The sequence below is a fragment of the Rhodococcus sp. IEGM 1341 genome, from assembly GCF_030056895.1.
In the GTDB taxonomy this organism is placed as follows: domain Bacteria; phylum Actinomycetota; class Actinomycetes; order Mycobacteriales; family Mycobacteriaceae; genus Rhodococcoides.
In genome coordinates, this window is the sequence record NZ_JASHKV010000012.1 from 78,559 (window position 1) to 104,086 (window position 25,528).

General features: G+C 66.8%; 18 protein-coding genes and 1 tRNA gene. 7 read left to right on the forward strand and 12 right to left on the reverse strand.

What is annotated here, in order from left to right:
• Nucleotides 1-9: 9 nt before the first annotated feature.
• The gene (acpS, locus tag QM615_RS20645) at nt 10-402 is read right to left on the reverse strand and encodes a holo-ACP synthase AcpS (RefSeq protein ID WP_008715184.1); all 393 of its coding nucleotides are present in this window, start codon (nt 400-402) and stop codon (nt 10-12) included.
• A complete protein-coding gene (locus QM615_RS20650) occupies nt 402-9,701 on the reverse strand; it encodes a type I polyketide synthase (RefSeq protein ID WP_283347875.1) in 9,300 nt (3,099 codons plus the stop codon). The genes acpS and QM615_RS20650 overlap by 1 nt, the downstream gene beginning before the upstream one ends.
• A gap of 433 nt (nt 9,702-10,134) precedes the next feature.
• On the opposite strand from QM615_RS20650, the gene QM615_RS20655 reads away from it, so the two are divergent.
• Nucleotides 10,135-10,866, forward strand: coding sequence for a DUF8548 family protein (locus tag QM615_RS20655; RefSeq protein WP_283347876.1), 732 nt, complete (start codon nt 10,135-10,137; stop codon nt 10,864-10,866).
• Here the strand turns inward: QM615_RS20655 and QM615_RS20660 are convergent.
• The gene (locus QM615_RS20660; protein ID WP_283347877.1) at nt 10,833-11,624 is read right to left on the reverse strand and encodes a TetR/AcrR family transcriptional regulator; all 792 of its coding nucleotides are present in this window, start codon (nt 11,622-11,624) and stop codon (nt 10,833-10,835) included. The genes QM615_RS20655 and QM615_RS20660 overlap by 34 nt on opposite strands.
• A 164-nt stretch (nt 11,625-11,788) precedes the next feature.
• On the opposite strand from QM615_RS20660, the gene QM615_RS20665 reads away from it, so the two are divergent.
• The 4 genes from QM615_RS20665 to QM615_RS20680 all read left to right on the forward strand — a co-directional run bounded on the left by QM615_RS20665 (nt 11,789) and on the right by QM615_RS20680 (nt 13,434).
• Nucleotides 11,789-11,873 (forward strand) — tRNA-Leu (locus QM615_RS20665).
• Nucleotides 11,874-11,936: 63 nt separating this feature from the next.
• Nucleotides 11,937-12,593, forward strand: coding sequence for a maleylpyruvate isomerase family mycothiol-dependent enzyme (locus QM615_RS20670; protein WP_283347878.1), 657 nt, complete (start codon nt 11,937-11,939; stop codon nt 12,591-12,593).
• A gap of 89 nt (nt 12,594-12,682) precedes the next feature.
• On the forward strand, nt 12,683-13,084 hold the full coding sequence (locus QM615_RS20675; protein WP_188078670.1) for a transcriptional regulator: 402 nt from the start codon (nt 12,683-12,685) through the stop codon (nt 13,082-13,084).
• The gene (locus QM615_RS20680; RefSeq protein WP_068050412.1) at nt 13,081-13,434 is read left to right on the forward strand and encodes a DUF3817 domain-containing protein; all 354 of its coding nucleotides are present in this window, start codon (nt 13,081-13,083) and stop codon (nt 13,432-13,434) included. Before QM615_RS20675 ends, QM615_RS20680 begins: the two co-directional genes overlap by 4 nt.
• Nucleotides 13,435-13,436: 2 nt before the next feature.
• Here QM615_RS20680 and QM615_RS20685 read toward each other — a convergent pair whose 3' ends face one another.
• The 8 genes from QM615_RS20685 to clpS form a co-directional block, all read right to left on the reverse strand.
• On the reverse strand, nt 13,437-14,240 hold the full coding sequence (locus QM615_RS20685) for an esterase/lipase family protein (RefSeq protein WP_283347882.1): 804 nt from the start codon (nt 14,238-14,240) through the stop codon (nt 13,437-13,439).
• 9 nt (nt 14,241-14,249) lie between these two features.
• Nucleotides 14,250-14,864, reverse strand: coding sequence for an RdgB/HAM1 family non-canonical purine NTP pyrophosphatase (gene rdgB, locus QM615_RS20690; protein WP_283347879.1), 615 nt, complete (start codon nt 14,862-14,864; stop codon nt 14,250-14,252).
• Nucleotides 14,857-15,642 (reverse strand): ribonuclease PH, encoded by a 786-nt coding sequence (gene rph, locus QM615_RS20695; RefSeq protein ID WP_068050410.1) that lies wholly within the window; start codon nt 15,640-15,642, stop codon nt 14,857-14,859. Before rph ends, rdgB begins: the two co-directional genes overlap by 8 nt.
• Nucleotides 15,643-15,663: 21 nt before the next feature.
• Nucleotides 15,664-16,422 (reverse strand): cyclic nucleotide-degrading phosphodiesterase, encoded by a 759-nt coding sequence (locus QM615_RS20700; RefSeq protein ID WP_188078671.1) that lies wholly within the window; start codon nt 16,420-16,422, stop codon nt 15,664-15,666.
• 112 nt (nt 16,423-16,534) lie between these two features.
• The gene (locus QM615_RS20705) at nt 16,535-17,164 is read right to left on the reverse strand and encodes a rhomboid family intramembrane serine protease (protein WP_149406325.1); all 630 of its coding nucleotides are present in this window, start codon (nt 17,162-17,164) and stop codon (nt 16,535-16,537) included.
• Nucleotides 17,165-17,223: 59 nt separating this feature from the next.
• Nucleotides 17,224-18,309 (reverse strand): P1 family peptidase, encoded by a 1,086-nt coding sequence (locus tag QM615_RS20710; RefSeq protein WP_283347880.1) that lies wholly within the window; start codon nt 18,307-18,309, stop codon nt 17,224-17,226.
• A 9-nt stretch (nt 18,310-18,318) separates the two neighbouring features.
• Nucleotides 18,319-18,888, reverse strand: coding sequence for an oxidative stress transcriptional regulator AosR (gene aosR / locus QM615_RS20715; protein ID WP_068050408.1), 570 nt, complete (start codon nt 18,886-18,888; stop codon nt 18,319-18,321).
• A gap of 44 nt (nt 18,889-18,932) precedes the next feature.
• Complete coding sequence (clpS, locus tag QM615_RS20720) at nt 18,933-19,292, reverse strand: ATP-dependent Clp protease adapter ClpS (protein WP_269595871.1); 360 nt, start codon at nt 19,290-19,292, stop codon at nt 18,933-18,935.
• A gap of 58 nt (nt 19,293-19,350) precedes the next feature.
• On the opposite strand from clpS, the gene QM615_RS20725 reads away from it, so the two are divergent.
• Nucleotides 19,351-20,700: a nicotinate phosphoribosyltransferase gene (locus tag QM615_RS20725; protein WP_283347881.1), complete on the forward strand. Its 1,350-nt coding sequence runs from the start codon at nt 19,351-19,353 to the stop codon at nt 20,698-20,700.
• Nucleotides 20,701-20,750: 50 nt separating this feature from the next.
• On the forward strand, nt 20,751-22,799 hold the full coding sequence (locus tag QM615_RS20730) for an ATP-dependent DNA helicase (protein WP_068050406.1): 2,049 nt from the start codon (nt 20,751-20,753) through the stop codon (nt 22,797-22,799).
• A gap of 7 nt (nt 22,800-22,806) precedes the next feature.
• Here the strand turns inward: QM615_RS20730 and glgP are convergent, their stop codons facing one another.
• On the reverse strand, nt 22,807-25,329 hold the full coding sequence (glgP, locus tag QM615_RS20735) for an alpha-glucan family phosphorylase (protein ID WP_149406328.1): 2,523 nt from the start codon (nt 25,327-25,329) through the stop codon (nt 22,807-22,809).
• Nucleotides 25,330-25,528: the final 199 nt, after the last annotated feature.

Below are 25,528 nucleotides of genomic sequence, written 5' to 3' on the forward strand. Positions count from 1 at the left end.
GGAGCGAATTCACTCCTCCAGAATCGCCACCGCGGCGGCGATGTCGCCGTCATGTGTCAGCGACAGATGAATCTTCACCGTCGGCAGGAACTCCTGTGCCATCCCGTGCAACTTGATCGACGGCCGACCCCACGCATCGTTGACGACCTCGATCAACGGATACGGGTTGTCACCGATCTGCGGCGGACGCGCGAATCGCGATGTCGCCCAGGCCTTCAGCACCGCTTCCTTGGCGGCCCACCGAGCCGCGTAGTGGCGGGTCGGGTCGGAACTCTTCGTTGCGGCATGACGCCGCTCGCCCGCGGTGAAGCTGTCGCGGATCATCGTCGTGCCGACCTTCTCCATCTGCTCGGCGAAGTCGGACACCGTCACCAGGTCGAAACCCACTCCCAGGATCGCCATCAGATGGCACCCGGCAGACCGGAGGAGTAGACATCGTCCGCGCCGAGGCGAGCGGACTCGTTGAGCAACACGTTTGCCTCCAGTTCGCGTGACGCCTTGGCCGGCGTCCCGTCATGTCCGAGCCGTCGATCGTCGGGCCGCTCGTAGAGGGAGTCTCCTCCCACCATCGCGGAGATCAGCCTGCGCTGACCGGCGATGCGACGCTCGTTCGCCTTCGCGATGTACTGCGCACGTCGGTCCGCCGGAACGGCCTCGAGGAACGCCTGCGGGTGCACCAGAGCGATGAGTCCGGACACGTGGCCGAATCCGAGCGAGGTGAGCAGACCTGCCTTGAGCGGTACCGAGTCACCGAAGCGCAACGGCTCCCGTGCCCACACCAGATGCTCGAAGCCGGTCATCTTGTCGTCGACGCAATCGAGGCTGCGGTTCGGCGGAATGACACCGTTGGCCAGCACCTGGCACAGGCCGATCAGCTGCCAGGCAGCCGCTCCACCCTTCGAGTGTCCGGTGAGGCTCTTCTGCGAGACGACGAACAGCGGAGCGCCGTCCGAACGGCCGATGGCCTTGGCGAGGCGAGTGTGCAGTTCCGCCTCGTTCGGGTCGTTGGCTGCGGTGGAGGTGTCGTGCTTGGAGATCACGGCCACGTCGTCTGCACTGACGCCCAGTGCGTTCAGCGAGAGCGCGAGCGCCGAATCCTTTCCTCCGCGACCGGCACTGAGCGCGCCGAGTCCCGGAGCCGGGATGGACGTGTGCACTCCGTCGCCGTACGACTGTGCGTAGGCCACCACTCCGAGGACCGGCAGGCCCATCTCGAGTGCCAGGTCTCCGCGAGCGAGCAGAATCGTTCCGCCGCCGTGGGATTCGACGAATCCACCGCGCCTGCGGTCGTTGGCCCGCGAGAACCGTCGATCGCTGATGCCCTTGGCGGTCATCGCTGCCGAGTCCGCGGTGGCCGACATGTCGCCGAAGCCGATGATGCCCTCGGTGCTCAGGTCGTCGAAGCCGCCGGCGACCACGAGCTGCGCCTTGCCCAGCTTGATCTTGTCGACGCCTTCTTCGACGGAGACGGCCGCGGTGGCACAGGCGGCGACGGGGTGAACCATCGCGCCGTAGCTACCGATGTACGACTGAACCACATGCGCAGCAACGACGTTCGGCAGAGCTTCCTGCAGGATGTCGTTCGCACGAGCGTCGCCGAGCAAGGTGTCGATGTACAGCGAGCGCATCGATTCCATGCCGCCCATGCCGGTGCCCTGCGTGTTGGCGACCAGCGTGGGGTGCACCCAGCGCATCAGTTCCGACGGGTTGAAGCCCGAGGAGATGAACGCGTCGACCGTGGTGACGATGTTCCACAGTGCCACTCGGTCGACCGAGCTGGCCATGTCGGGCGAGATGCCCCACTTGGTGGGATCGAATCCGGTGGGAATCTGTCCACCCACGGTGCGGGTGAGCTTCATCTTGCGCGGAACGCGAATCTCGGTGCCCGCCTTGCGGGTGACCTGCCAGTCGCTCGAATCCGGAACCGGTGTGATCAGCGTGTGCTCGGGGTCCGCTGCTGCGAACGACCGGGCGTCGATCTCGGTTCCGACCACGAACGTGAGGTCGTTGTCGAGGAAGATCGAGGTCATCAGCGGGGCGGTGTTGCCGACCATCGCGCCGTCGTCGCCGTAGGTACGGATACCGCACTTCTCGACCACCATGTCGTGATACTTGTCGGCGATGTCCTCCTCCGGCACCAGGTCACCGGACTCGATGTCGTACCAACCCGGCTTGGGATCGTTCTCCCAGGCGATGAGGCCGGTGTTCCATGCGAGTTCGAGAACGCCTGCGGCAGAGAGCTGCTCGTCGACCTCCATCTCGAAGCGGGTACGTGCCGAACCGTACGGTCCGAGCTCGCCCGCGCCGACGATGACGACCAGGTCCTTCGGGTCGACGTCCAGTGTCGGCCAGGCCGGAGCCGTGGTCGACGTGGACAGCCGCGGCGGTGCGGGCAGCGCCGCGATGACCGAGTTGTCCTCTGCCTCTTCGGTCTTCTCGGCAGCGGCCGCAGCTGCATCCCGAGCGAGCTCGACGAGGTTGAGCTTGGTGTTGGCCAAGCCGCCCGTGAGATCGACGACGATCGGCTCCTGCGCAGCCTGACGGCGAGCGGTAGGTGTGCACAGTTCGAGCAGTTCGGTCGCCATCTCGTCGGTGGACCAGGTGCGAACGCCTTCGGCCTCGACGGCCTCGACGATCGGATCGTTGCCACCCATCAGGCCGGTGCCGCGCACCCACCCGATGTGAGCGTGGGCGATGGACACCCGCTCGGCCCAGTTCTTCTCCGAGCCCCACTTGGCGACGACTGCGTCGAGTGCGGCCTTCGATTCGCCGTAGGCACCGTCGCCACCGAACATTCCGCGGTTCGGCGATCCCGGCAGCACCACGTGCAGGTGAGTGTCGATGTCGGTGTCGTAACCGACCTTCGACAGTCCGGTGATCAGACGCTCGACCGACCAGAGCAGCACGCGCATTTCCATCTCGGCGCGAGCTCCGGCGTCGGACATCTCGCCCATGACCCGAGGCGCTGCGAACGGGAACAGCATCGTCGGTGTCGTGGCGGCCTTGACGAGAGTCTTTGCGCCACCGGCAGTGTCGATGTAGTCACTGCCGATCCACTCGATGAGTGCATCGACGTCGGTGTACGACGCGATGTTGGCCGGAACCACCCAGAGCGACGCTCCGCTGCGTGCGCTGTCGCGGTAGAGGCTGCGGTAGAAGCCGAGTCGCTCGTCGTCGAGCCTGGAGGTGGTGACGAAGACCGTCGCTCCCCCGGCCAGCAGCTTGGCCGTCACCGCAGCTGCGATGGAGCCCTTGCTGCCGCCGGTGACCACTGCGACCTCGTCGGCCCATGGGCCCTTGTCCTCGGATGCGACCGCGATGTCCGCGATGCGTCCGAAGGTTTCGGCCAGCACTGCCTTGTTCTCGTAGTCGGCCTTGGCCTTCCACCACTGTGCTTGAGCTGCAACGGCATTGCCGGCACCGGCGAAGGACTCGACGGCGACGTCGCCTGCGGTACCGAGCCACAACCGGGCCAGGTCCTCACGGGCGGTGGCCCAGCGGTCGTCGATCAGGACGGCGCGCTTGGCGTCGAACGCCGGCGCGACGAGGCGAGGCCAGTCGGATCCCAACTCGGCCGAGACCAGCTCGACCAGAGCGGCGTCGGGATCCTCGGCCAGCAGTGCGTTGGGCGCATCGGCCAGTCCGAGCTGTTCGAGCACCAACCGGGCTGCGGAGGCGAGGACGCCGTCGCGGCCGGTGATGTGCTCGGTGAACTCACCGAGAGCAGCAGCGTCGACGGTTCCGCCGGCTCCGCCCCCTGCCTGCGGCATCGAGACTGCGACGCCGCGGCGTGCGGCCACCGCGGCCACGGCCGCGTCGATGACGTTGTCGACTGCGTTGCCGTCGGCGAGAGCGCCGTCGGCCAGGCCACCGAGTGCGCCACCACGAACCGAGGCACCGTCACGGGTACCGAGGGCGACCTCGGCGGTGACGTGGTGCGCCCAGCCGTCGCCCAGTTCCCAGGTCTTCTTGACGCGATCGGCGATCGAGGCCGGGCGTCGACCCGAGGGGCCGAAGACCTTGCGGAGATGGTCGTTGATGGAGTCGCTGAGCACCGGACCGAACGGCTTGTACGTACGAGCCAGCTTGTTCACCGTGCCCGAGAGCGCACCCATGTCGGCATCGGCTGCACCGTCGATGGCACCGAGCGAGAGCTCGGAACCGAGGTCGACGAGCAGCTGATTACGACGCGAGGACACACCGTCGCACAGAGCCTCGATGGTGTCGGCAGGCCCGATCTGATCGAGCTGCAGCTTGGTCCACAGACCGATGAGGATCTTGGTCGCATCGGCGGCGACGAACGCGATGTCGTCCGGACGAGGTCCGCCGGACGGTGCTGATGCCGGAGCGGGAGCTGCGGCCGGAGCTGCAGCTGCCGCCGGAGCAGCGGCCTCCACGGGTGTCGACTCTTCCTCGTCGGCCGGAGCCGGGTCGGTGTCGGTGCCGTAGATGATCGCAGCCTCGCGCTCGAGGTTGAGTACCTCGACCGGGTGGCCGAAGCGGCCCGGGAGCTTGAGGGTCTGCGACGCGAGGTTCGCCACGGTCGGGGTTGCCCCCAGGCCGATCTCGACGAAGCGCTCGACGCCCATGCCGCCGTCGGACTCGTCTGCGAACAGCAGGTCCTGGGTTTCGATCCAGCGCACCGGGCTGGCGAACTGCCATGCCAGCAGCTCGGTCAGGATCACCCGGCACAGAGCGCTCGGCCGTGCTGCCCACGAATCGAACTCTGCGAGAACGGTGTTCAGCGGCTCGGACGGAACCAGATCGGCGATCTCCTGAACGAACTCGCGATTCAGCGAGAACGGCTTGGGCACCAGGTTCGGGATGTAGCGCCCCACCAGGATCGCCGGATCGATCTGCTCGGGGAGCAGCGTCTCGAGGCGGTTGCGGAAGTCGTCGACTCCGCCGCGCAGCACCGTGGAGTGGAACGGCACGTCGATGCCGGGAACCATGATGTAGGCGGCCTTGCCACCGAACTCCGCTCGGCGGATCGCGATCTTCTTCTCCAGCTCGCCGAGGCCGGCAACCGTGCCTGCGATGGCGTACTGCGAACCGCGCAGGTTGAGGTTGACGATCTCGAGGAACTCACCGGATTCTTCTGCGACACCGGCGACGAAGCCCTGCACGTCCTGATCGGCCAAGCCGATCTGCGACGGGCGGATCGCTGCCATGCGGTAGTCGCTGCGGCCGCTGGCATCACGCGGAACCAGCGCGTGCATGGCCGAACCACGCTGGAAGACGACCTCGAGGACGGCTTCGAGCGGGAGTACACCGGCAACGGCTGCGAGGGCGTTGTACTCACCGACGGAGTGGCCCGCGAGAATCGAGTTCTCCACGAAAGCACCGGATTCACGCAGTTCGGCAACCTGTGCGACGCCGAGAACGGCCATCGCAACCTGGGTGAACTGCGTCAGGTGCAGCACACCATCGGGATGCTTGTGCGTGACGCCGCGCGCCTTGAGCGACGTCGGGTTGTCGCGCACCACAGCGAGAATGGAGAATCCCAGTGCGCTGCGGGTGTGCTTGTCGGCACGCTCCCACACCTCACGTGCAGCCTTCGACCGAGACCTAGCGTCCAGGCCCATGCCCGCACGCTGGATGCCCTGGCCCGGGAACGCGTAGACGGTCTTCGGCGGCGCGGTGCGAGCGGTGGCGACCATGACCAGTTCGCCTGCGACACGGCAGGAGACCTCGATCAGTTCGGCACCCTGGTCGAATCCGGTGCGGTCGACGCGAACATCGATCTCCGCTCCGGGTCGAACCATGCCGAGGAAGCGTGCGGTCCATGCGGTGAGGCGACGCGGCGGAGTCTTGGTGTCCGCGTGGTCGACTGCGGTCACCGTCTGCTGCGCGGCGGCCGAGAGCCACATGCCGTGCACGATCGGGCTGCCGAGGCCGGCGAGCAGCGCCGCGGCGTCCGAGGTGTGGATGGGATTGTGATCGCCCGAGACCTGAGCGAACGCGGCCATGTTGCGCGGGGCCACGATGGTGGCCTGACGGCGACGACGACGCGGGGTGTCCTTGGCGTCGGCGCTCACCGAGCCGCCGGCGCGGGCCGGGTCGACGAGTTCGCCCTTGCCGGTGCGTCCACGAATCGCGAAGCGCTCCACCAGAGTTGCGACGGCGGGAGCATCGAGGCCCTCGCCGAGCATGGCACCGATCTCGACGGTGACCTCGACGACGCGGCCGAGGTCGGTGTCGAGCACCTCTCCGGCCGCAGCCTTGACCACGAGAATCGAGGTGTCGGTGGGCAATTCGCCGATCAGGTTGACGCTGTGATCGAGGTGCACCAGGTCGAGCATGCCCTCGATGACGTCGATGCCTTCGGCGTTGCGGGTGGCACCCAGCACTGCGAAGACAGCGGGCCAGCAGGCACCGACCAGAACGTCGGGAACGGCCTTGCCGCTGACGGTTAGCGAATCCGGCAGTCCCGATCCGGTGACGCCTGCGTGATCGGCGATCAGATCGGGGATCCATGCGATGTTCAGCCGGGCGACGCCGCCCTTGACGGCCGGAAGCTCTTGGCCTGCAGCAACTCCGAGCAGCGCCGACATGGCCTGCTGAGCGTCCTGCGCGGTGACGACGGGAGCGCCGCCGTCGATCGTCGAGGCCGGAACCGTCAGGCGGATACGAACTTCCTTGCCCGGGGCGAGCGGAACCAGCAGCTCCACGTGCTCGGAATCCAGAACGGTCAGCGACGAACCGGTCTGCGGGTGCACAGCGACCGTCTCGGACTCCACGGTCCAGTCGGCCGGATCACCCAGGCGTGCAACGGGGTTCTGCGTCATCCGCGAGGCCCAGGTGACGTCGGGAGCAGCGAGCACGATGCCCAGCAGTCCGGGTGCGATCTCGGCGTGGCGACGGCTCGCGATGGCCGTGGGCTCGACGCCCTCGGCGAGAAGCTGATCCGCAGTGGCCTTCTCGAAGCGATCGAGCAGCTCGCCCACGGGCTCGTCGACGCGAGTGATGCCTGCGACGGCGACGGTACCGGGGATGATGCAGACCTGATCGGCGGAGTAGCGGGCGTCGTGTGCCTGCCACAGCGAGTCACTGCGCCACCAGCGGCGCACGTCTCCGTCGACGACGGGGACGAAGTTGACCGGCTTGCCAGGCATGCGGCACAGCGAAGTGAAGAAGGTGATGTCGGCCGGGTGCAGAACCACGTCGGCAGCGTCGGGGAACTGTGCGAGCAGCGACTTCAGAGCTGCACGCGGGCGTTCGAGAACCTCGGCGTCGGCGAACAAGGTGGGGATGGGTCCGCGATCGACCGGGTGCAGGCGAGCCTCGGCGCGCTGCAGCATCTCCAGGAAGCGAGTACGCCAGGTGACGTCGAGCCACACCGACTCGCGTGCCTCGGAGACGGCGTCGGTGAATTCGCCGCCGCAATCGAAGTCGCTGCGCGAGTCGGTTCCGATGGCCAGATCGAGGTAGCGAACCAGCCACTGCTGGTACGTCATCTCGGCAACGTCACCGAAGAAGGGCTTGGCGGTGCCGTCGAGTGCGGCGATGATCTCGTCGCGACGCTCGGCCACGGCGTCGGCGTTGCCTGCGACCTCGTCGAGCAGTCGGCCGCACCGCGATGCCGCATTGTCGATCTCGTGGATGTCGGCACCGAGCTGGCTACGGCCCGAGGCCATTCCGCCGTTCGCGGTACCGGCACCGACCCAGTCGGGGGTTCCGGGTGTGTCGACCAGAAGCTGCTTGACCTCGGGAGCCGTCGTGGCCTCCAGGGTTGCCATCGCTGCAGTGCCGACGAGGATGCCGTCGAGCGGCATCTTCGGGTAGCCGTGCACAGCCGACCAGGTTCCGGTGAGGTACTCCGCTGCCCGCTCGGGTGTGCCGATGCCGCCGCCGACACAGACGACGAGGTTGGGCCGTGACCGCAGCTCCGCGTAGGTGGTCAGCAGCAGGTCGTCGAGGTCCTCCCACGAGTGGTGTCCGCCTGCGCGGCCGCCCTCGATGTGGACGTTGACCTGGTACGAGGGAACCTCGTTGGCGATCCGGATGACGGCGCGAATCTGCGCGACGGTGCCGGGCTTGAACGAGACGTAGCTGATACCTGCCTCGGACAGCTCTTCGATGAGGGCCACTGCCTCTTCGAGTTCCGGGATGCCTGCGGTGACGACGACGCCGTCGATGGCCGCACCCGCTGCGCGAGCGCGCTGCACGATGCGGCGTCCGCCGAGTTGCAGCTTCCACAGGTACGGATCGAGGAAGAGCGAGTTGAACTGGATCGCGCGGCCGGGCTCGAGAAGTGTGGAGAGTTCGGCGACACGATCGGTGAAGATGTCCTCGGTGACCTGGCCGCCACCGGCGAGCTCGGCCCAGTGCCCTGCATTGGCAGCTGCGGCAACGATTTTGGCGTCTACCGTCGTCGGCGTCATGCCGGCGAGCAGGATAGGCGAACGTCCGGTCATCTTGGTGAACGAGGTCTCGACCACGACGCGGCCGTCGGGCAACGTGACCGGAGTGGGGGCGTAGGCAGACCATGCGGGCTGGACCTCGGGAGCAGCTCCCGGAGTGAGCAGATTGCGGTGGCCACCGCGCGAGGAGGCGGCGATGATGCCAACGCCCTGTCCGCGCAACGCCGGAGTGGTCATGCGGGTGAGCAGGTCGCCCGGACCGAGATCGAGAATCCAGTCGGCACCGGCGTCGACGACGCCGTCGATGGCGTCGACCCAATCCACGGAGTCGACGAGGATCTTCTGTGCGAGCTCGCGTGCGAGATCGACATCGAGACCGCAACGCTGTGCCCAGGCGCTGACGAGTTCGACGGCGTCTGCCAGAGCGGGGTGATGGAAGCCGATCTCGACGGGAAGCTGCTCGAAGACCGGGGCGAACACGGCACCGCCACGCTTCTTGGCGTCGCGGTCGCGCTCTTCCTCGGCAGCGATCTGCTCGCACTTCTCCTGCACGCGAGCCAGCTGGGCCGGCGGTCCCGAGAGTACGACGCGACGACGGCCGTTGCGGATGGCCAGAGCTGCGGATCGCTCCGGCGCTCCGTCGATCGCGAGTTCGGCGATGATCGCCTGCAGCCGTGCGGGTTCGACGTTGGCAACCGAGACCATCGGCGCGCGGTCTCCGGCACCGATGATGCCGCGGCGGCGGCCGACGAGACCTGCGGCAGCACCCACGAGCTGGGCGATAGCCAGGAAGTTCGCATCCTGTGCGCCGTCGGCTGCGACGGACTCGGCGGCGATGAGTCCCTGCGAGTGTCCGACGACCTTGACGGGCGGGGTCTGGGCCGGATCGAGTCCCTGCAACTTCAACGCACGCAGTGCTGCGACCTGGGTGAGGAACACTCCGGGGAGCGAGACGGCAGCGGAGGTCAGAGCAGCCTCGGACGGTCCGTACGAGCCGACGGTGTCGTCATCGGCGAGGTCCTGTTCGAGCATCCAACCGATCGGATCGAAGCCGACCGAGCGCACGACCAGCAGCTCGTCGGCCACGGGCGCGAGAGTGACTGCTGCCTCGTTGACGAGATCGGTCAGTTCGGGTTCGAGCGCGGAGTCGCGAGCCAATTCCTCGAGGGAGCTGAGCCACGGTGCGCCCTGGCCGCCGAAGGCCAATGCGTACGGCTCGCCCGCGGCGAAACGATCTGCCAGAGTCCGAGAGCCGCCATTGCTTCTAGGGGATTTGTCTGCGTTGCCGGTGCTTCGCGAGCCTCGTCCGTGTGATGGTGTGCTCTCGTTGATCGTCAAGGCTGAAGATTCCTCTCGTGGACGCCTCGGGGGTCGGGGCGTTCGCTGTGATGACTGCCCCATGGCGTCGTGGGCTACAGGGTCGAAGCGGTGAGCCGGTCTTCGTCGACAGCTCCTCCGCGCTGCTCAAGGTTGACACAAAATCATGAGGAAATCCTCAGGTTTGCTCGGACGTCCGAGTGCTACCAGCGAGTACGTCACCCGAAGCGGCTTTACCTTTTGTTTACCCGACTCGTCGGTAACCCGTATAGACGCTGGCGAGAGCGCCGAGCGGAACACCAGAACATGAGGAAAGCCTCGCATTTTTCGTTATCTTTTCGTGATGTGATCTCGAGCACAGACGAGCGCTTCCCGACCTTGTCGGTGCGGTCCTCTACCTTGTGCGAACGAGCCGCTCGTCGGGAGAGCGGTCGACGAAATTCGGGGGGAATTCATGTATTCATCGGTAACGGATATCGGCACCGAGGACGAGCTCGACGCGATGCTTCTGCACATCGAATCGCATGCGCCGCAATCCCGTTCGCCACACTGGACACCGGGCTGGCGGGGCGAGAGCGAGGTGGCGTTGCTGGATGCGATCTTCTCGGCGCGCGCTCCCTACGGCGGCCCGTCGAGTGGGGTCCGTGCGGTGGTCCAGCGATGGCGATCGCATCGCGGCGATAACCGACTCGACGACTTGACAACCCTCGCCGAACTGACCGACAGTCCGGATCTACTCGTCGAGATTCTCTCCAACCGTCAACTGGTTCCGGGAAACAGTCGAACCAAGGGCGCTGCCGCTGCCGTGGCCGCTCGGACGTTGATCTCGGTGGGCCTGAGTCGTTCGAGCGACTTCGAGCAGCACACCGAACACCAGTTCGAGGCGTTCTGCGCAATTCCCGGGCTCGGCGAGACCACCTGGGAGTGCATGCTCATGCAGCTGGGAGTGCGCACCGACAAGGCGACCGAACATCTGAACACGTTCGTCGCCGACGCGCTCGAACCGCTCCACCAGAACCTGTCCGTCGGCATTGCCGAGGATCGCGCGTCCGTGATTCTTGCAACGACGGCGGACGCACTCGGCACCGAACTCGCCTCACTCGAGCACGCGATCTGGCGATATCAACACAAGTTACGCAGGCCGAAGCAACGTCAGTCCGAGGCGGCACTTCGACCGACGGGCTGACCTCGCGACATCATTGCCTCCACGCCGTCGAGAATGCACTCCAACCCGAACCGGTAGGCGTGCACGGGGTCGCTGGCGGCGTCGTACGACGTCGCCGCGGCCGTCCCGACCCGAGACGACACCGGAAAGCGTTCGCGGTCCATCACCCGTTCGAGGATCGGCGCGGTGGCCGCCCACCACTGGGCGTCTGACATGCCCGACTGTTCCTTGACACGCGTCACGCCGGCGAGGGCTCGCGCAGTACCGGAGACGTGTGTGAGAACCAGCGTGAGAACGGAGTCGATCTCGACGTCGCCCAGGCCGATGCCGTCGAGGGGGCGCAACTCGGCCTCGTACTTGTCGTTGGTGTGCGGGCCGAGCACCGGCCGTGCACCCTCCGCTTCGAGCAGCCACGAATGCCGTTGGTACAGAGCCCAATTGCGCTCGGCGACGAAGCGCATCGCCGGACGCCATCCGCCGGCGACGGAGGACGGCTCGTCGACGTGCGAGTAGAGACCTGCAAGCGCTCGATCGATCATCAGATCGGCCAGCTCCTCCCGCCCCGGTACATGCGTGTAGAGCGACATCGCGCCGACGCCGAGATGCTCGGCCACGTTCCGCATCGACACCGCCTCGAGACCGTTCGCGTCGGCCAGTTCGATGGCGGCATCGACGATCGCATCCACGCTCAGTCCGGTCCGACTCGGCTTGGCACCGACTCGCCACAGAAGCCCGAGTGTCCGGGCCGGGTCGAAGGGGAGGTCCTTTTTCGATGCCACTCGGCGAGTGTAGCGACACCGTACGGTGTACACCGCATGACGTGTGCCCACCGATTGTCCAGATGCCTACCTGTACAGGTGAGCATCCGAACAATTCGTGGGCATACAGTCGAGCAGACCGCGCCACTGACAACAACCATCCAGGTTGTAGACTTCACCGGCACGCGCGAGTGGCGGAATTGGCAGACGCGCTGGATTTAGGTTCCAGTGTCTCAGGACGTGGGGGTTCAAGTCCCCCCTCGCGCACCATGGATTTATCGGCCCGGCTTTCCTCGAGACTTCTGCAGGTTCCGACGTGTGAAGGCGGTTCGAATGCCCGAGGAATCGAACGACACGATCTTCGCCGAGATTGCAGACGAGAGGCGTTCTCTCGCAAGAACTCTCGAGACTCTCACTCCCGAGCAATGGGAAGCCCAATCGCTGTGCGAGGCGTGGACCGTCCGAGACGTCGCCGCCCATCTGGTGGTGCCACTGATCGTCCCGCTGTGGCAGTTCGGACTCGTCATGGTGCGCACCCGAGGCAACTTCGACCGGGCCAATCAACTGATGACCATGCGCGTTCGTCGCGAGCACGGAGACGAATTGCCCGCCTTGCTCACCGGTCATGCCGACAAGAAATTCACCCCGCCTGGCCACGGTCCGCTGGCCCCCTTGTCCGACGTCATCGTGCACGGGTTGGACGTGTGCACGCCGCTGGGAATCGAACATCATGTTCCCGGCCATCGCATGATCACGATGCTCGATTTCCTGGTGCCCGCGAGCGGTGCCGCACCGTTCAAGGGCCCCGAGCTTCGACTGCAGTGGCGCGCGACCGATCTGGATTGGAGCCGCGGAGAGGGCCCGGTCATCGAAGGATCGGCCGGCACCCTGGCACTGGTTCTGACCGGACGCAGCAGCGCCCTGGGCGACGTGACCGGGCCCGGTGCCGAGCAACTCGCCCAGGCACGGGCCAACCGTCGTCGAGCATGAGCCGAACTCGAACCGTCCATGGTGAGAATCACCGCCGGGCCGCAGCACGCGACTACCTGCAGTAGTAGTACCTCCGGTACCGTCGAGGGGTGACTTCATCCCGCCCGAACCGTCGGCCAGCACTGATCGCGCTGGTCATCGTGTCCGCGGCGGTATGCCTGGGCCTCGGCTGGTGGCAGTGGGAGCGCTTCGAGGCAGTGGGCGGTAACGGCCAGAACCTCGGATATGCCTTTCAATGGCCTCTGTTCGCAGTGTTCGTGGTCTACGCCTACCGCAAGTTCGTCCGCCTCGAAGACGAGGACCCGGACGAGGCGGCAGCAGCGCGACCCGACGGACCCACAGAAGTGCCCCTCGACCTGCTCCCCCAGCGCAGCGCGCCTGCGGCAGACGCCCGCGACCTCGACGATCCCGAGGCGCGGCAACTACTCGAGTACAACAGCTACCTCGCGGAGCTGAACGAATCCCGCGGGACCGACAGGAGCACCACGTGAGTTCGGCACCGGAGAAGACGCAGGCGTCTGCGAACAAGACTCAGAAGATCGCGTCCGCGTTGCTGCGCTACCGCGTTCTTGCGTACGCCACGGGAATCTGGCTGCTCGTTCTCGTGACCGAGATGGTCGCCAAGTACATTTTCAAGGTCGAGAACGTGCCCAATTGGATTGCCGTCGTACACGGTTGGGTCTATCTCGTGTATCTCGTGCTCACCGTCGATCTGGCGATCAAGGTGCGCTGGCCTGCTGCCCGTACGATCGGCACACTGCTCGCCGGGACTATCCCGTTCCTGTCGTTCTACGTCGAGCACAAGCGCACCAAGCAGGTCAAAGCCGACTTCGGCGTCTGACATCAGCAGTTGATCGGCTCTGCGTTCTCCGGATCCAATGCGTTCTGCACCATCCGCTGAGCAAGCGGATCGTACGAGATTCCGGTGTGCTCGACGGTGTTGGCCGGGCACACGTCCTGCAACACCACATTCGTGTTTCCCGCGCCGCTGAGCAGCGAGGCAGTGTACGGAACGACGATCTGGTCGTAACGGGTGACGATCGTCGTGTATTCGATGCCCGAGACGGTGTCGCTGCCCTCGTTCAGTCGCTCGAGCACGTCGTCCTGCACCGGCGGTCCCGCCGTCGGGTAGTTCGGCGGAGACAACGCCACGATGCGTGCCACCGTTCGGTCTCCACCGAGGAAGCGGGCGTAGTACCGCGGCACCGTGCCACCCTTCGAGTGGCCGACGATCGACACCTTCTGCGCACCTGTTGCCTCAAGTACGGAATCGACGAACGTCGACAGTTCCGCGGCACTCTCCGGGATGGGCTCGAGCGCACCGAACGCCCGAACCGGCCCGGTGTTGCCGTAGTCGATCGCGAACACGCAGTATCCGGCCTCGGCCAGCTTCGGCGACAGCGATGCCCAGTTGTCGTACGAGTTCTCCAGGAAGCCGTGCACCAGCACCACCGGCTCCGGGTGTTGCGCGCTCGGAACACACGAGAAGTCGTTCGAGCCCGGAGGAGTCACGCCCGGGTGCGCGATCGAGTACGCGAACGCCTCGGCGAAGGAGCCCGCGGCCGGTGCCGCGGAGGCCGGGGCACCTGCCAGGCACAGCGCAGCGGCGGCGAACACAACCGACGTCCGCGTCAGAACGGTTCGCATCGCCACGAGCTACCGCCCCGTCAGTTCTTCGAGCGCCGGAACGAGCTTGCGCAGTGCATGACCGCGATGTGAGGCGGCATCCTTCTCGTCCGGGCTCAGTTGCGCGGCACTGCGGCCGTCGCCCTCCGGCACGAAAATGGGGTCGTAGCCGAAGCCGTTCTCCCCCACCGGCTCTCGGCCCACTACTCCGCGCCATTCACCGCGGACCACCGTCTCGGTGCCGCCGGGAATCACCAGCGCACACGCCGAGACGAATGCGGCTCCGCGACGCTCGTCGGGGGTGTCCGTCAACTGCGCCAGCACCAGTGCGGTGTTGGCCTCGTCCTGCCCGTGCGCACCGGACCAGCGAGCCGAGAGCACCCCTGGCATGGCGTTCAGGGCATCGATTTCGATTCCGGAATCGTCTGCCACACATGGCAATCCGGTGGCCGCCGCTCCGTCACGCGCCTTGGCGAGTGCATTCTCCTCGAAGGTCGCTCCGGTCTCGGGGGCCTCCGGGAACGGCGGGACCTCGTCGAGGCCGACCAGTTCGATTCCGGCCACTCCGGCGGCGTCGAGCACCCGCCGGAGTTCGCGCAACTTCTTCGCGTTTCGGCTCGCTACCAGCAGCTCGGTGTCAGCCACCGAACTTCTTCTTCGATTCCGCGGCCGCAGGCTCGGGCAGATCGCCCGGGTACGGCAACGCCAATGCTTCCTTCTGCACCTCGAACAACTTCTCGATGCCGACGAATGCGGAGTCGAGCAGCTTGTCGAGGGTGGTTCGGGGGAAGGTCGCACCCTCTCCGGTTCCCTGGATCTCCACCAGCGTGCCGGTGTCGGTAGCGACGACGTTCATGTCGACCTCGGCGCGCGAATCTTCCTCGTAGGGCAGATCGAGGCGCACTCGGCCGTCGACCACGCCGACACTGACTGCGGCGATCATGCACGAGATGGGCTGCGGATCGGCCAGTCGTCCCGCTGCCCGCAGGTAGGTGACCGCGTCGTTGAGAGCCACGAACGCTCCGGTGACAGCTGCAGTTCTGGTGCCGCCGTCGGCCTGCAGTACGTCGCAGTCGAGAGCGATGGTGTTCTCGCCGATGGCGGCCAAATCGATGCAGGCACGCAGTGAACGCCCGACCAAGCGGGAAATTTCCTGGGTACGCCCGCCGACCTTGCCCTTGACGGACTCACGGCCGTTGCGAGTGTGCGTCGCGGCCGGGAGCATCGCGTACTCGGCGGTGAGCCAACCGAGGCCGGATCCCTTCCGCCAGCGCGGCACGCCCTCCTCGACGCTGGCCGTGCACATCACCCTGGTGTTGCCGAACTCGACCAGCACCGACCCTGCCGGGTGGCTGGTGAAGCCGCGGGTGATCTTGATGTTGCGGAGCTCGTCGTCCGCCCTGCCGTCTTCTCGTCTGGACACGACTCGAAGCCTAGCGCGTCCTCAGACGGTGAAGACGTCCCCTGGGAGAACGGCGTGCACCGGTCCACTGAACTCCGCTTTGGCCTCGGCGATGACGTCCTCACGGGACGTCCACGGCGGAATATGGGTGAGCAGCAGCTCCCCCACCCCGGCCTCACGAGCGATGCGGCCGGCCTCGGTTCCGGACAGGTGCACTCCCTCGGGCCGCTCCGGACTGTCGGTCCACGACGCCTCGCACAGGAACATGTCGGCCCCGTGCGCCAGGTCCCGGACGGCCTGACACATTCCGGTGTCTCCGCTGTAGGCGAAGGTGCGGCCTTGCGCCGTGGTGACGCGCATGCCGTACGACTCGGGGGGATGGAACACCTGCCGAGCGAGAATCGACAACTTGCCGAACTCCACGGTGCGTCCGTCCACCCAGCGACGCAGGTCGATGGTGTCGGACATGTCGTCGATCTGCCCGCCGCACTCGGCCGAGGCGACTCCGAGCCGGAACGCCGTGTCCTTGGGTCCGTAGACGATCGCTCGTCCCTCCGGCGGGCTGGGATGGTAGCGACGCCACACCAGCAGTCCGGGAACGTCGAGGCAGTGATCGGCGTGCAGATGCGAGAGCAGAACGCTCACATCTCCGGGATCGGCGTAGCGCTGCAACGCCCCGAGGATGCCGGGACCGAAGTCGAGGACGACCGGCGCGGTCTCCTCTTCTTCCAACAAGTAGCCCGACGCGGGTGAATCGGGTCCGGACACACTGCCCGAACATCCCAGGACGGTAATTCGCATGAAAGCCATGCTGCCACGCCGAACGCATCACTCGAAACGTTCGGGCAGTATTCACAGCGCGAGTCGGCGAAATTCACCACCGACCACGGGTGTGTCTGCAGTTACCTCGAACCTACGAAGTGGGCCGATCGAGCGATTTCGCGCGTGCCCTCTCGGCTCGCGCGTCGGCGGACAGCAGTCGAGCGGCAACCACTCCGCCGACCGCGCCGAACAGATGCCCCTGCCAGGAGACGTTGGGCTCGCTCGGCAGCACGCCCCACAGTGCGCTGCCGTACAGCACGAACACCACGACTCCGATCGCGAGTTGACCGAGCTTGCGGGTGAAGAAGCCACGCACCAACAGATATGCGATGAAACCGAAGATCAGGATCGACGCGCCGATCGTGTTCGTGTAGGAACCGGCGGTCAGCCAGGTACCGAACCCGCCCACCACCCAGATGATCCCGGTGGCAGCCAGACCACGCGTCAAACCGGAGAGCAACACCAGAAATCCGAGTACGGCTATCGGCACGGTGTTCGCGATCAGATGCTGCCAGTCGTCGTGCAGCACGGGCGCGAACAGAATGCCCCACAAACCCTCGACCGAGCGGGCCTGTATCCCGTTGCGTTCGAGCCTCGACCCGCTGGCCACATCGATGAACTCGATGACCCACAGCAACACGGTGAATGCTCCCACCAGAATGGCGGCCTGCATCCAGACCGGCCGCGCACGCTCGGCGGGACGGTTACTGATATCGCTCATGATCGCCTCCGGAACAGTTCCCTCCACGGTACCGGGCAGAGGTATCGCGCGAGCTGAGCTCAGGCTCTCGATCCACCGAACGCGGACGTGAAGATCTGGCGGTACGTGGGGATGCCGGCCACCGAGGTGGCATCGAGCAGGGCCGCGACGATGGCTCGCTCGACGACGATCGCCGCGGCCTCGGTGACCGCGGCCAGTACCGGGAGTTCCGCGGAGAACGCGGCGGGCACCGAGGACTCCGCGGTGACGGGTCTGGTGCCGGTCGACACGGCGAAGATCGTGTCGCCGTCGAGCGGCGAGTGTGCCGGTCGCACGGCCCGCGCCAACCCGTCGTGACCGGCGACGGCAATCCGCTTGCACGACGCGGACGACAACGCTGCATCGGTGGCGACGACCCCGATCGTGGTGTTGAGCGCAGTGCCCTTCGGTTCGAAGGCGAGCGCGGACCACAGCTGGTTCACGTCGGGCTTGCGCATCCCGAACGCCGCGGGCCCGAGCGTGCCGACGCCCCACAGCAGGCCGGTGCGCGGGTCGAACACCGCGCCCACCGGATTGGCGACCATCAGCGCCGCGACGGTGACCCCCTCCGCCGGACCGCCCGCGATCACCGTGCTCGCGGTACCGACGCCGCCCTTGAGAACTCCGGCGCGGGCACCAACACCGGCCCCGACCGATCCCGTCGCGAAATCGGTTGCCGCTGCGGCCGCGGCGAGATAGCCGAATTCCGCCGTCGGCCGTGAAGCCCAGTCGCCGACCGGAAGATCGAAGATGACCGCGGCGGGGACGATCGGTACGACGTGATCGGGACTGCCCATCGGGATGCCCTGACCGTGCTCTTCGAGCCACCGCATGACACCGTCGGCCGCGGCGAGCCCGTAGGCACTGCCCGCGGTCAACAGGATCGCGTTGACGTGCTGCACGGAGTGGCTCGGATCGAGCAGATCGGTCTCGCGAGTCCCCGGCCCGCCGCCGCGAACATCGACGGCCGCCGTCGCACCACCCAGCGCACGCACCACGGTGCAGCCGGTGGCCGAACCGGAGCCCATCGCGGCGTCGTCGTCGAGTTCGTGATGGTGACCGACCAGCAGACCGGCCACGTCGGTCAGGGAGTCCCGTGGTCCGGGAGTCTGGAATGCAGCGGTCACGCGTGCGTCCTAGGGGATGAGGACCTGTACGAGTGAATCCTGCATCCAGGTCAGCCAGTGGTAGACGTCGAGATGTGGAGCGCGAGGATCACCCTCGTCGAGAACGTCGGGTGTGTCCGCGCTGATCCCCAGCGTCGTGCCGAGCGCCAGCCTCACGTCGTTGAGGCCGGTCAGCCAAGCATCCGCTTGCTCCTGGGTCAGCACGATCTTGCCACCGGACTCGGGAAGCGTGGCCAGGATCATCGATCCGGCAGCCAACTTCTCGTCGATGATCTCGGGCTCGTGCAGTCCGCGCAGGGCACCGTTGAGGTCGGTCGGGTCCTCCTCGTCGCGGCCGGGGTCGGCGCGGTGGAAGTCCGGCAACAGCCGCGCCAGTGCGGCGTCCTCGGGCGGACTGTTGTGCCCGGTGCGCAGACCGGTCAGCGCTGCGAGTTCGTCGGTGGGGGCAGCGGCGGAACGGTCGCGCAGCAATCCGAGAACCGAGCCGACAAGCGAACGGAGTACGGCGGCCTCACGAGCATCGATCTCGGACTTGATCTTGACCCCGGACAGCGAATTCCGTCTCGTCCACGTGCGCACTGTTGCTGATGTCCTTCTCTGACGAAGAGGTGATGAGCGGTTGACTACTTGTCCTGCTGCATGGTGGCCCACAGACCCGCCGCGTGCAGCCGTCGAACATCGTTCTCCATCGCGTCGCGCTCGCCGCTCGACACCACGGCCTTGCCTTCGGAGTGCACCTGCATCATCAGCTCGGTCGCCTTGGCCTTGCTGTAGCCGAAGAGCTTCTGGAAGACGTAGGTGACGTAGTGCATCAGGTTGACCGGGTCGTCCCACACGATGGTGACCCAGGGGGTGTCGTGAGATTCGTCGGCCGCAACGGCCTCGGTCTGGGCCGGAACCGCTTGCGGTGACGCAGCGACGACCTCACGTGCCGAGAAGCCGTCCACGGGCAGAAGCGAGCCGTCCACCGTCAACCAAGGCATGCCCAACAGGGTACGGCGTGTCGGGCCAGCGTCCCACGCTCGCCCCTTCGCTCGTAGTGTGGGCGAGGTGAGCAACCACGCGACCACAGATCACGCGAATCACAGCGACGGTGCCAGCACCGCGCTGCTGACCGATCAGTACGAATACACGATGCTCTCGGCCGCCCTGGCCAGCGGCTACGCCGATCGCATCTGCAGCTTCGAGGTCTTCGCGCGCAGGTTGCCCGGTGGCCGTCGATACGGAGTTCTGGCCGGCACCGGACGCATTCTCGACGCGATCGCGCGCTTCCGATTCGGGCCGGACGAGTTGCGGATCGTCGCCGAATTCCTCGACGCCGACACCGTCGAGTGGCTACGCAACTACCGTTTCACCGGCGACATCGACGGCTATCGCGAGGGTGAACTGTACTTCCCCGGCTCCCCCGTTCTGACCGTCCGCGGCACCTTCGCCGAGTGCGTGGTCCTCGAGACAGTAGTGCTCTCGATCCTCAATCACGACAGCGCCATCGCGTCCGCTGCAGCGCGGATGGTGGCGGCCGCGAAGTCCCGTCCGATCATCGAGATGGGTTCGCGTCGAACCCACGAGGAAGCCGCTGTCGCCGCATCACGCGCGGCATATCTCGCCGGGTTCACCGCGACGTCCAATCTCGAAGCCGTCCGACGCCACGGCGTCCCCGGCGCGGGCACGTCGGCCCACGCCTTCACCCTGCTGCACACCACAGCCGACGGCCCGGACGAACGGTCCGCATTCGCGGCGCAGGTGCGCGCGCTCGGTGTGGGCACCACACTGCTCGTCGATACCTACGACATCACCCAGGGCGTTGCCAACGCCATCGAGGTGGCCGGGCCCGAACTCGGCGGTGTGCGCATCGACTCCGGCGACCTCGGTGTGCTCGCCCGGCAGGTGCGCGACCAACTCGACGCCCTGGGTGCGCCGAAAACCAAGATCGTCGTCTCGGGTGACCTCGACGAATACGCCATCGCGGCATTGCGAGCCGAGCCGGTCGACTCCTACGGCGTCGGCACGTCGCTGGTCACCGGATCCGGTGCCCCGACGGCCGGCATGGTCTACAAACTCGTCACCGTCGACGGCATTCCCGTCGCCAAGCGCAGCAGTCACAAGGAGTCGCGCGGTGGCACCAAGGCGGCGCTGCGTACCGCGCGCCGCACCGGCACCGCAGTCGAGGAGATCGTGTACCCGTTCGACGCTCCCCCGACCGTCGACGACGATCTGACGGCGGAGACGTTGACCACGCCGTTGGTTCGCGGCGGCGAACGAGTCGCCGACCTACCGACGCTCGCCGACGGCCGCGACCTGCTGGCCAGGCGCCTCGTCAGCCTCCCGTGGGAGGGCCTGAAGCTGTCCCAGGGCGAGCCGGCGATACCCACCCGGTTCGTCGAGGGGTGAGAGCGGTGTCGGTACCGAACCGGGTGGGCGATCGGCAGTAGTCTGCTTCGGTGCCGTCGAAGACCGAGTTGCCAACCGTTCCCGCTCTCCTGCAGGTCGCGGTGCACTCGCTCGGCGGCAAGGAACGCAGCAATCAGCTGACGATGGCCTCGGCGGTGGCGCACTCCATCGACACCGGCGAACATCTGGCGGTGCAGGCGGGCACCGGAACCGGTAAGTCCCTCGCCTACCTCGTCCCGAGCATCAGGCACGCGGTGGAATCGGGCAAGACCGTCGTCGTCTCCACGGCCACCATCGCGCTGCAGCGGCAGCTGGTCGACCGCGATCTCCCCCGCCTGTCCGACGCCCTGACCGAGGCCGTCGGCCGTCGCCCCAAGTTCGCAATCCTGAAGGGCCGCAACAACTATCTGTGCATGAACAAGATCCACACCGGTGCCGCGCAAGAGGCACCGGATGCGGAACTGTTCGACCCTTTCGCCGTCTCGCGGATGGGACGCGAGGTGGTACGGCTGACGAAGTGGTCGTCCGAGACCGAAACCGGCGACCGCGACGACGTCGTGCCCGGAGTCAGCGATCAGGCCTGGCGTCAGGTCAGCGTCACCGCGCGTGAATGCCTGGGCAAATCCCGCTGCCCCGTCGGCGAGGACTGCTTCGCCGAGCGCGCCCGTACCGAGGCCGCCCAGGTCGACGTCGTCGTGACCAACCACGCCCTGCTCGCGATCGACGCGATCACCGGAATTCAGATCCTGCCCGAGCACGACGTCGTGGTCGTCGACGAGGCCCACGAATTGGTCGACCGGGTGACCGGCGTGGCCACCGAGGAACTGTCGGCCGCGACCGTCACCGCCGCGGCGCGTCGTAGCGCGAAGCTCATCGAGGAGGAGACGGTCGACCAGCTCGAGGGAGCTGCCGAGAACTGGGCCGCGATTCTGGACGAGCTGCCCCCGAGCCGGTGGCAGTCCCTACCCGAGGGCGTCGGCCCCGCGCTCGCGTCCATTCGCGACGCGGCCTGGGCGGTACGCACCGCGATCGGCCCCAACAAGCAGGGCATGGCCACCAGTGACCCCGAGGCCGCCGCGGCTCGCAGCGCCGCGCTCGTGGCGGTCGACGAGGTCCACGACAGCGCGGTCCGTGTTCTCACGGCATTCGACGAACCCGATCCGGCCAAACGCAAGGACGTCGTCTGGCATGCCGTCGACGATTTCCGCGGCAACGTCAAACGCACCGTCCGCATTGCACCGCTGTCGGTGGGCGGGCTGCTGCGAGCGCGCCTGTTCGCCGAGTCCACCGTGGTCCTCACCTCCGCGACCTTGACCGTGGGCGGATCGTTCGACGGGTTGGCTGTCAACTGGGGCCTGCCTGCGGAGAAGCCGTCGCGCAGTGACACCGCGATGGCGTCGGGTGTGGAACCGCCGTCCGATACCGGGTCGATCAGGTGGAATTCGCTCGACGTCGGGTCGCCGTTCGACCACGCTCGGGCAGGGATCATGTACATCGCCAAGCATCTGTCGCCGCCCGGACGCGACGGCCTCTCCAGGTCCTACCTCGACGAGATCGAGTCGCTGGTCAGCGCCGCCGGTGGCCGCACACTCGGACTCTTCTCGTCCATGCGCGCCGCCAAGGCCGCCGCCGAGGAGATGCGGGAGCGCCTCGACACGCCGATCCTGTGCCAGGGCGACGACTCCACCGGTGCCCTGGTGCAGAAGTTCGCCGACGACGAGGCCACCTCCCTGTTCGGGACACTGTCACTGTGGCAGGGCGTCGACGTCCCGGGCCCGTCGCTGAGCCTGGTGATCCTGGACCGCATTCCGTTCCCGCGGCCCGACGATCCGCTGCTGGTGGCCAGGCAGCAGGCCGTCGAATCACGTGGCGGCAACGGCTTTCTCGCGGTCGCTGCCAACCATGCAGCCCTGCTGCTGGCGCAGGGCGTCGGTCGACTGCTCCGTAGCGTCGACGACAAAGGTGTTGTCGCCGTTCTCGATTCGCGCCTCGCGACCGCCCGCTACGGCGGCTACCTACGTGCCTCGCTGCCGCCGTTCTGGGAGACCTCGGACCCGGAGGTGGTCCGCAAGGCCCTCACCCGCCTGGCCGGAAAGTAGCTGCCCCTCAGGCAGTCGCCACCAAACCGAGCTCGGCATCCGAGGCCAGACCGCGGTGATGAGGAAGCACCCGCACCGTGTATCCCACCGTGCCGCTGTGCGGTAGCCGCGTCTCGCCCGCGTACACGTGCTCGCCGCCGTCGGTTCCCACGTGCGTCATGGCCGTCGTGCGAATGTCGGTGAGGTTCTCGTCCTCGTCGACGCGTCCCACGACCGCCTGCACCACGACGTCCGACGCGTCCAGTCCACCGAGATCGACGTTCGCGCGCAGTGAGAGCTCCGCACCGATCACCGGTGTGTCGGGCAGACCCTCACTGTCGACGCGGGTGACTTTCACTGCGCCCCATGCCTGTTCGACGCGGCGGCGGTACGACGCGACGTCCGTGGCACCGCGGTGCTTCTCCGCCGAGGCCGCGCGGGCGGATTCGGCTGCGGGCGCGTAGTAGCCGAGTGTGTAGTCCTGAACCATTCTCGACGCCAGCACTTTCGGCCCCAGCTGCTCGAGGGTGTGCCGCACCATTTCGATCCAGCGGCTCGGCACGCCGTCGTCCCCGCGGTCGTAGAACTTCGGCAGTACTGCCTGTTCGAGCAGTTCGTAGAGCGCGGCGGCCTCCAGATCGTCACGGCGATTGTCGTCGGTGACGCCGTCGGCCGTCGGGATGGCCCAGCCGTTCTCCCCGTCGTACATCTCGTCCCACCACCCGTCGCGAATCGACAGGTTCAAGCCGCCGTTGAGCGCGGACTTCATGCCCGAGGTACCGCACGCTTCGAGCGGGCGCAGCGGATTGTTCAGCCACACATCGCATCCCCAGTACAGGAATCGAGCCATGGACATGTCGTAGTCGGGCAGGAACACGATGCGGTGCCGTACGTCGGCCTGATCGGCGAACCTGACGATCTGCTGGATGAGCGCCTTTCCGCCGTCGTCGGCGGGGTGCGATTTGCCCGCGACCACCAGCTGGACCGGACGAACCGGGTCCAGCAACATGGCGCGCAGTCGCTCGGGTTCGCGCAGCATGAGCGTCAGCCGCTTGTAGGTCGGTACCCGTCGAGCAAACCCGACGGTGAGTACGTTGGGATCGAAAACGTTTGCTGTCCAACTGATCTCGGCCTCGGTGGAGCCGCGTTCGAGCGCCGAGCGCCGCACCCGACGCCGCACCTCGTCCACCAGTTGCGCGCGAAGGGTGTTGCGCGTGGACCACACGCGGTCCGAGGACAGCTCCCCCTCCAGCGCCCATTCCCGGGCAGACCACGTCGGAGCGTGCACGCCGTTGGTGACCGACCCGATCGGCACCTCGGAGGCGTCGAATCCTCGCCACAGGTCGTTGAACATCTCGCGGCTGACGATTCCGTGCAGCTTCGACACCCCGTTGGCGCGTTGTCCCAGACGCAGCCCCATGTGCGCCATGTTGAACACCGAGGCGTCGCTCTCGCCGCCGAGGGCGAGGATTCGGTCCATCGGCAGACCCGGCAGCAGCGCCGACTCCGCGCCCCCGTCCGCACTTCCGAAGTAGTGCCGCACCAGATCGGCCGGAAACCGGTCGATTCCGGCGGGGACAGGAGTGTGAGTGGTGAAGACGGTGCCGGCTCGCACCGCAGCCAGTGCCGCGTCGAAGTCCAGGGTTCCCGAGGTGACGAGTTCGCGGATGCGTTCGACGCCCAGGAAGCCGGCATGGCCCTCGTTCATGTGGAACACCTCGGGATCGGGCAGTCCGTGTGCACGGGTGTAGGCCCGGATCGCTCGAACTCCGCCGATACCGGCGAGTATCTCCTGCTTGATGCGGTGATCCTGGTCGCCGCCGTACAACCGGTCGGTGACTCCTCTGAGCTCGGGGTCGTTGTCCGCGATGTCGGAATCGAGCAGCAGCAGCGGGACACGTCCCACCTGGGCGATCCACACCCGTGCCCGCAGAACCCGAGATCCGGGCATGGACACGTGGATCAGCACCGGAGAGTCGCCGTCGTCGGTGAGCAACCGCAGAGGCAGACCGTGCGGGTCGAGGGACGGATAGCGTTCGGCCTGCCAACCGTCGGCCGTCAGCGACTGGCGAAAGTATCCCGAGCGGTAGAGCAACCCGACGCCGATCAACGGCAACCCCAGGTCGGAGGCCGCCTTGAGGTGGTCACCGGCCAGGATGCCTAGCCCGCCCGAGTAGTTCGGCAGCACCTCGGTGACGCCGAACTCCATCGAGAAATACCCGATGCCCGACGGCAGAGCACGTCCCTCGGCCAGTTCGTTCTGGTACCAGAGCGGACGGGCGAGGTAGTCGTGCAGATCCGCTTCGGCGGCGTCCAGCTCGGTCAGAAAGCGCTCGTCGGCCGCGAGTTCCTCGAGACGCGCCGGTGCGACGGCTCCCAGTACGGCGACGGGATCGCGCTCGAGTTCGGTCCACAACAGTGGATCGATGTGCTCGAACAGATCCTGCGTCGACGAGTGCCACGACCACCTGAGGTTTGTCGAGAGCTCGGCGAGGGCATTCAAGCGGGCGGGAAGATGGGCTCGGACGGTGAATCGGCGCAAAGCTTTCACAGGATCGAACCCTACCCACGGACACCTGTGTCGATGGGCGGCTTGCACGAAATCTGCTCCACGGTGTCCGTCGCGGGCAGTATGCGTCGGCGCACGCGCCATCTGCATTGCTGCACTACGGTTGACGAGTAGAAGCACACCGAGATCGGTTCGATCAGAGGTTGCGCCCGCGCAGCCATACCTCTAGCGAAGAATGGAG